Annotated in this window: 1 pseudogene; it reads right to left on the reverse strand. The window is 66.1% G+C overall.

Going from position 1 to position 410, the window contains the following annotated elements:
- A pseudogene (locus I6F37_RS42375) lies at nt 1-410 on the reverse strand (glycogen debranching enzyme); the annotation flags it as partial.

Consider the following 410-nt stretch of genomic DNA (forward strand, 5'->3'; position numbering starts at 1 on the left):
GGGCTCGACATCGCGGAGGGAGCGGCGCTCGGCCAGCAGCGTCACGAAGCGATGCACGTCGGCGTGCGGCTCCAGCAGGCCCCAGTCGAACCAGGTCGACGGGTCGTCGTGGCAATAGGCGTTGTTGTTGCCCCGCTGAGTGCGGCGCACCTCGTCTCCCATGAGGATCATGGGGACGCCGAGCGACATCATCGTGACGGTCAGGAAGTTCTTGACCTGGCGGTTGCGCAGGGACTCCACCGCCGGATCGTCGGTCGGACCCTCGACGCCGCAGTTCCAGCTGCGGTTGTCGTCGGTGCCGTCGCGGTTGTCCTCGCCGTTGGGCCCGTTGTGCTTGACGTCGTACGACACCAGGTCGTTGAGCGTGAACCCGTCGTGGCACGTCACGAAATTCACGCTCTGTTCCGCCT

The organism is Bradyrhizobium sp. NBAIM08 (genome assembly GCF_020193935.1).
Classification (GTDB): Bacteria; Pseudomonadota; Alphaproteobacteria; order Rhizobiales; family Xanthobacteraceae; genus Bradyrhizobium; species Bradyrhizobium yuanmingense.